We start from the raw sequence: 7,006 nt of genomic DNA, 5'->3' as shown, positions 1-7,006 counted from the left end.
GGCAGCGTCCAGCGGACGGTGCGCAGGCCGTTGCGGGCACGCCGCAGCGCCACCGTCCTGCGGCCGAGCGCGCGGCCGCCGCGCGTCGCCTGCAGCACGATCGCGCCGCCCGCCGTCGCGTTCGCGGGCAGGCCGCGCAGGCGCACCTTCGCCGTCGCGACGCCGCGCTTGACCGTCAGCGACGGGATCGTGACGCGGGCGCTGACACGCGCGCGGTTGCGCAGCGTGCGCACGCGCGTCGCGCCGCGGCGGTCGCGCACCGTCACGCGCACGCGCTCCAGCGACGACCAGCGCAGCGGTGCCGCCGTGACCGTCTCGCCGTCGGCGATCCGCAGCGGGCCGGAGACGAACGTCACCGGGCCACCGCCGGGGCCGGCTCCGGTGAGCGTGAAGGAGGCGGTCGTCGGCGCGCCCTCGTGCGCGATCACAAGCACGCGGCCGTCAGCGAGGCGGACGCTGTCGCTGCCGCCGCCGGAGCTGCCGGTCTCGACGCGCGCGGCGCGCGACGGGCCCTTCCCGCTCGTGGCGACGTTCAGCGTGAGGCGCCGCCGCGGCGCGCCGTCGGCGGCGGCGAAGGAGAGCCCGTCGCCGCCGGCGAGGCCGGCGGTCGTGTCGCGCACGCCCTTCGCGGTCGGCGCCTGCACCGAGGCGACCGCGTCGTCGCCGACGACGACCTGGCGGTAGCTGCCCGCTCTGGTCCCGCGCAGCGTCACCGCCGGCTGCTCACCTCTGGCGGGGAAGACGACGCCGGCCTCGCCGCCGTCCTGCGGCCGCTCGGTCAGCGGCAGGAAGTCGCTCCCTTCCGGGCGGTCGTCGAGCCGCGCGGCGCCGTCGGCGGAGGCGAAGATCGCGACCGTCGCGAGCGAGCCGAGGTCGCCGACCCCCGGCAGCGACGGGTTCGACGGGACGGCGTTGCGCGGCAGCATCGCGAGCTCGTCGGCGTCGCCGCTGGTCGCGCCCAGCTGCCATCTGTCGCGCTTGGGCGAGACGAGGATCGTGCTGAGCTCCTCGCGGGTGGCGTGCAGGGCTCTGTCGCCGTTCTCCGCTTCGAGGAAGGGCGTGTTGCTGTCGTAGACGTGGATGTAGACGCTGCCGTCGGGTCGGTCGACGAGGTCGTGCGCGACGACGACGTGGCCGCTGCTGCCTATCGTCAGGAAGACCGACGGCGGGTTGCCGGCTTCGAGCGCTCTGCGGATCCGCTCGACGTTCGCGGAGAGGCTGCGCGAGCGCTTCATCCACGCGACGAGGAACTCGCTCGAGCCCTGCAGCGCGTGCATCACGTCGAGGTGGTCGGTGAGCGCGTTGGTTGTGCGCGGGATGCTCCAGGCGAAGCGCTCGGGCGCCGAGAAGGCGTTGAGCGTGATCGGGCTGGCGAACCACCGCTGCGTCGCGAGGCTGAAGCCGAAGCAGTGGCCGCCGCTGCGCTTCAGCGCCTCGTTCAGCACCGGCCAGACGATCGCCGCGCCCCAGTCGATCGTCGGCAGCGTGACGGGACAGCTGAAGATCGGGCAGGGGTCGACGGTCAACAGGATGTCGTCCTTGCCGAAGGCGTCGACCAGCTCGTCGAAGGAGAGGTGGCCGAAGGGGAAGTTGGCGAAGCGCAGCCCGTGCGTGTTGCGATAGCCGCGCACGACCGCCTCCTGGTCGGCGTAGTGGCCGACGCCGTCGGGGCCGACGATCACCAGCTTGCCGGAGGTCGCGTCGCGCGGCGTCGTGAAGCGCAGGCCTCTGCCGTCGGGCTCGACGACGGCCGGCACCGCGTCGTGCGCCTGGCCGACGCGCACGACCGTGCCGGGGCAGAAGCCGTTGCCGGTCAGCCGCACGTCGGTCCCGCGCCGCAGCAGCTGCGGCGTGACCAGCAGGCGGTTGGCCGGCGTCGCGAACGACGCGGTCGGCGTTGCGCGCGCGACGTTGACGGCGAGCGTCCGCGTCGGCGCGCCGGGCGAGGTCGCGGTGACCGTGAGCGTCGCCGGGACGGCCGGGATCGCCGAGCCTTCCAGGCGCAGCGCGACCTCCTGGATCAGACCGCCCTGCGCCGGGACCTCGCTGCGGTCGAAGCTCGCTCTGACGCCGGACGGGGCGCCGCTGACGCTGAGTGAGACGGTCCCGCGGAAGTCGAGGTCGCGTTCGAGCCGCAGCGGGTGCGTCGTCGCGGTGCAGGTCGGCACGCGCGCCGGTTCGGCGGTCGGGCTGCTGAGCGTGAACGGTGCCGCGACGCGCGCCGTCAGCCCGAGCGTGCGGATCGCCGGCGCGACCGCGCCGTTGCCGCCGGGGTCGCCGCTGACGACGACCGTGCGGCCGCCGCCGCGCGGCAGCGTCGGCGCGTCGGCGGCGGCGCTCAGGCGCAGCGTCGCCTCGGTCTCGGTGCCGGGCACGGGGTCGGGCACGAACTGCGCTCTGACGCCCTGCGTCAGGCGCGTCGCCGAGAGGTCGAGCGGCCCTCTGGAGCCGTTCAGGCGGCCGATCGCGATCGGCACGTCGACGGAGCCGCCCTGCGGGATCGTGATCTCCTGGGAGGGGCCCGAGAGCGCGACGTCGGGCAGCGTGCCGTCGGGGTAGTCGAAGGTCAGGTCGTCGATCCCGACGGCGGCGCCGATCGCGCCTCTGCCGTCGACGTAGACGTCGACGCGGGCGATGTCGGCGGCGGCGCTGGTGACGGTCGCGGCCGTTCTGAAGCCGTCGGCGGTGATCGTCACGGGCGCGCCCGTCGCGGCCGCTCTGCCGTCGGCGCGGTAGGCGCGCAGCTCGACGGTGACCGGCTGCGTGGTCGGGCGGAAGAGGCCGGCGTAGACGGTCGCCGACGAGGCCGAGCGCGTCAGCCGGGCGGTCGTGCCGCCGATCGGGAACTCGCAGTCGATCGCGTCGTCGACCTCTGTCTGGCAGACGTCGGCGCCGATGTCGGCGACCGTTCTGCCGGAGCGGGCGAGCGCCGGCGCGGTGCGGCGGTAGGGGCGGTAGCTCTCGCCGCGCGCGAAGGTGACGAAGGCGCTCTCGCGGTACTCGGTCGTGATCGGGCTGTCGAGCGCGGGCCCGGACTCGAAGTCGACCGTGATGCGGTCGGCGGCGGAGGCGGCCGGAGTGGTGCCGGCGGCGGTCGCGGTCGCGACGCTCAGGAGCGCGACGGTGACGAGCGCGGCGCGGCCGCGGCGCCGGCGTCGCGCGGTGGGAGGCGGAGTGGTGGTGTCTGGCATGCGGGCCAGTGAAGTCCCGCCGCCGCACCCTCACAATCGGGACGCGACCCTGGAGTTTTCCTCCTCCAGCACCCCGGCGAGCGCCTCGACGACGCGGCCGTCGAAGGAGCTGCCGGCGCAGCGGCGCAGGATCGCGACCGCCTCATCGGGGGAGCGCGCGGCGGCGTGCGGACGGTCGGTGACGATCGCGTCGTAGGCGTGGCAGGCGAAGACGATCCGCGCCGCGAGCGGGATCCTCTCGGCGGCGAGACGGTCGGGGTAGCCGGTCCCGTCGAAGCGTTCGTGGCTGGCGCGCACGACCGTCGCGACGGCGCGCAGGTCGGGCGTCGTCGCGATCACGCGCTCGCCGAAGATCGTGTGGTGCTCGACGAAGGCGCGCTCCTCGTCGTCGAGCGGGCCGGGCTTCTGGGTGACCGCGGCCGGCAGCGCCAGCGTGCCGACGTCGTGCAGCGCCGCGGCGTGGCGCACCTCGCGCCGCTCCGCGGCGCCGAGGCCGAGCGCGGCAGCCGTCGCGTCGGCGCGCTCGGCGACCGCGTCGGCGTGGCGGCGCAGCTCCGGGTCGTGCGCCTCGATCAGTGCCAGCAGCGCGTCGACGACCGGCTGCGCGCGCCCGCCGCCGTCGCGCTTGTGCGCGTACATGCGCTCGTCGGCGAGCCGCAGCGCGGCGGTCGACCCGGCCGCCTCCTCGGGCAGCGCGACCGCGCCGAAGGCGGCCGTGACGGTGAAGCCGTCGCCGCGCTGGGCGGCGCCGGCGGCGAGCGCGGCCGGCGTGATCGCGGCGTCGCCGGGGAGCAGGACGCAGAACTCGTCGCCGCCCATCCGGTAGGCGCGCGCGCCGCTGCCGGCGTCACGTTCCAGCGCCGCGCCGATCCGCCGCAGCAGGTGGTCGCCGGCGAGGTGGCCGAAGGTGTCGTTGTAGGTCTTGAAGCCGTTGAGGTCGAGCAGCACGAGCGTGGCGCGGGCGCCGGCGAGCCGTTCGAGGTCGGCGACGAGGCGGCGGCTGTTGCCGAGGCCGGTGACGGTGTCGGTGATCGCCTCGCGCCGGCTGTGCAGCAGCAGCCGGTGGTTGAGCGTGAGGCTGAGCGCCATCCGCGCCAGCAGCGTGGCGACGGCGAGGCCGGAGAGCGTGATCGTCAGCGCCGAGGAGTCGGCTTCGGAGCCCTCGGCGATCAGCACCAGCAGCGCGATCGCGCCGAGCACGATCGGGACGACGATCTCGGTCCGGCGCGGCTCGCTCGGCAGCGGCCGTTGCGGCTGCCAGGCGGCGAGCGCCAGCAGCAGCGCGCCGATCATCCAGCCGCAGTCGTAGAGGGTGCCGAACTCGGCGGTGAAGCCGTCGGCCTGGGCGCTGCGATAGAGGACCTCGGTCAGCACGATCGTCGCGGCGCCGGCGACGATCAGCGAGAAGCGGCGGTCGAAGGCCCAGCCGCGCAGCGCCAGCAGGCCGACCGAGACGGCCATCAGCACGACGGCGCCGGTCGGGTAGACGGCGGCCGTGATCGCGGCGCTCTCGACTGAGGCGAGCGCGCCCTCGATCACGAGCGCGGCGCCGACGGCGGCGACGGTGAAGGCGCTCAGCAGCGCGTCGACCCAGCGCGTCGCGGGGATCGGGCGCGGCACCGCGCTGCGGCCGTAGAGGACGACGGCGAGCGCGATCAGCGGGTTGATCCCGAACATCACGACGTCGGCGACCGAGAAGGCGGCGTCGTTGCCCTCGAACGCGGTGAAGACGGCGCCGGCCAGCCACAGCAGGGAGGCGGCGATGCCGCAGACGAACGCGCGGTGGGCGGGGTCCGGGGTCGCCGCGCGCAGGCACCAGGTGAGGCAGGCGGCGACGATCCCGACGTCGTAGAGGATCTCGGCGAGCGTCGCGTCGCCGATCCCGAGCACGGTCCGCAGCAGCGAGGCGACGATCACCGCACCGCTGAGCCACAGCAGCAGGGAAGCGGTTCGGTGGATGGACGACTGGGTCAACGCGACGGCTCGAGGGAGACTCCCCAAGCATCGGCTCGAACGGCGTAAGGCTTGACTGTTCGGGGTCAGGCGGAGGCGATGGCGGCGTCGGTGAGCCGCGATCGGCTCAGGCGGGCGCGGCGGTGGCGTCCGTGAGGGCGTCGAGCACGGCGGCCTCGAGCGGGCGGCGCTGGGCTCCGTCGCGGACGGCGGCGAAGACGAGGCGGCGGACCGGGGTCGCCAGCGGTCTTGCGGCAGCGGCGCCGGCCGCGGTCGGCGCGGTCCGCTCCAGCGACAGCCGCGGCACCAGCGCGACCGCCCCGCACGCCTCCGCGAGCGCGGCGATCGCGGCGAAGTCGGAGCTGCGCGCGACGACGCGCGGCGCGAAGCCGGCGGCCGCGCAGGCGCGTTCGACGACGCGGTCGCAGGCGCTGCCGCGGTCGGGCAGCACCCACGCGCGCTCGGCGAGGGTGGCGAGGTCGAGCGCGCCGGGTGCACCGCTCTTTGCGCCGGCCGCGCCGCGCTTTGCGTCGGGCGCGCCGCGCTTTGCGTCAGCCGCGCCGACCACGCGCAGCTCGTCGGCGAGCAGCTCGCGGCGATGGACGCGGGCGTGGCGGCGCCGTTCGAGCAGGTCGTAGTCGTGCGCGACGACGACGTCCGCGCGCTCCTGCACCAGCAGCCGCAGCGCGTCGTCGGGGTCGGCCTCGTCGATCTCCAGCGTCAGCTCCGGCGCGCTCGCCGCGAGTGCCGCCGCGGCGCGCGGGACGAGCGTCTGCAGCGCGGTCGCGAACGCGAGCAGCCGCACCACGCCCCCGGGACGAGCCGCGCGCACCGCCAGCTCGGCCTCGGCCGCCTCGAGCTCCGCCCCGACCCGCTCGGCGACCGCGACCAGCAACCGCCCCTCGGCCGTCAGCTCGATCCCGCGGCCGCGGCGGCGCAGCAGCTCGCTGCCGGTCTCGCGCTCAAGCGCCGCGAGCTGCTGCGAGACGGCCGAGGGCGTGTAGCCGAGCGCACGAGCGGCGGCCGTGACGGTCCCGGCGACGGCGACCTCGCGCAGGATCCGCAGGCGGCGGACGTCGATCATGCAGCAACACTAACAACCGTGAGTAGAAATGATTAGTGGATCTACCGGGTCGAGCGCGCGAGGATGGAGCGCATGAACCAGATCGCCGGCCTCCACATCCCGCTCGTGACGCCGTTCGACGCCGCCGGTCGCGTCGACCTCGCCGCGTTGCAGCGGCTCGCCCGCCACCTGCTCGACGCTGGCGCCGACGGGCTCGTCGCGCTCGGCACGACCGCCGAGACCGCGACGCTGGACGCCGCCGAGCGCGACGCCGTCGTCGACACGCTCGCGCAGATCTGTCGCGAGCGGGGCGCGCCGCTCACCGTCGCCGCGGGCGGCAACGACACCGCCGCCGCGGAGCGCGAGGTCGCCCGCCGCGCCGAGCAGCCGGGCGTGAGTGCGCTGCTGTCGGTCGTGCCGCCGTACTCGCGGCCGTCGCGTGCCGGCGTCGTCGCGCACTTCGAGCGGCTCGCGGTCGCGGCCGGCCCGCTGCCGCTGCTCGTCTACGAGGTCCCGCACCGGACCGGCATCCGGCTTGGCGCTGCCGCCATGCTGGAGCTGCACGCCGCCGCCCCGACCGTCGCGGGCGTCAAGCTCGCCCTGTCGGCGCTCGACGACGACGCGCTCGACCTGCTGTTGCAGGCGCCGCCGTCGTTCTCCGTGCTGGCCGGTGACGACGCGCTGATCCTGCCCGTGAACGCCGCCGGCGGCGCCGGCGCGATCGCCGCCGCCGCCCACTGCGCGACCGGCCGCTTCGCCGCGCTGGTGGCCGCCGCGCGGCGTGGCGAGCTGTCGGCCG

At 75.7% G+C, this 7,006-nt stretch carries 4 protein-coding genes; 1 reads left to right on the top strand and 3 read right to left on the bottom strand.

What is annotated here, in order from left to right; genetic code table 11:
• The 3 genes from R7226_RS30390 to R7226_RS30380 form a co-directional block, all read right to left on the bottom strand.
• Positions 1-3,191 (bottom strand): hypothetical protein (locus R7226_RS30390; RefSeq protein WP_318601270.1); only part of this gene is annotated, 3,191 nt, incomplete at its 3' end.
• Between the two features lie 30 nt (positions 3,192-3,221).
• Complete coding sequence (locus tag R7226_RS30385; RefSeq protein WP_318601269.1) at positions 3,222-5,165, bottom strand: HD domain-containing phosphohydrolase; 1,944 nt, start codon at positions 5,163-5,165, stop codon at positions 3,222-3,224.
• A 106-nt stretch (positions 5,166-5,271) separates the two neighbouring features.
• Positions 5,272-6,228 (bottom strand): LysR substrate-binding domain-containing protein, encoded by a 957-nt coding sequence (locus R7226_RS30380; RefSeq protein WP_318601267.1) that lies wholly within the window; start codon positions 6,226-6,228, stop codon positions 5,272-5,274.
• Between the two features lie 72 nt (positions 6,229-6,300).
• On the opposite strand from R7226_RS30380, the gene R7226_RS30375 reads away from it, so the two are divergent.
• Positions 6,301-7,006, top strand: a 706-nt coding sequence (locus tag R7226_RS30375) for a dihydrodipicolinate synthase family protein (RefSeq protein WP_318601265.1), incomplete at its 3' end; no start/stop codon positions are given.

Origin of the sequence: Conexibacter stalactiti, from assembly GCF_033542075.1 — a bacterium.
Taxonomy (GTDB): Bacteria; Actinomycetota; Thermoleophilia; order Solirubrobacterales; family Solirubrobacteraceae; genus Conexibacter; species Conexibacter stalactiti.
The sequence above is the reverse complement of the archived record's forward strand: the minus strand, read 5'-3'. Positions and strand labels throughout refer to the sequence as shown.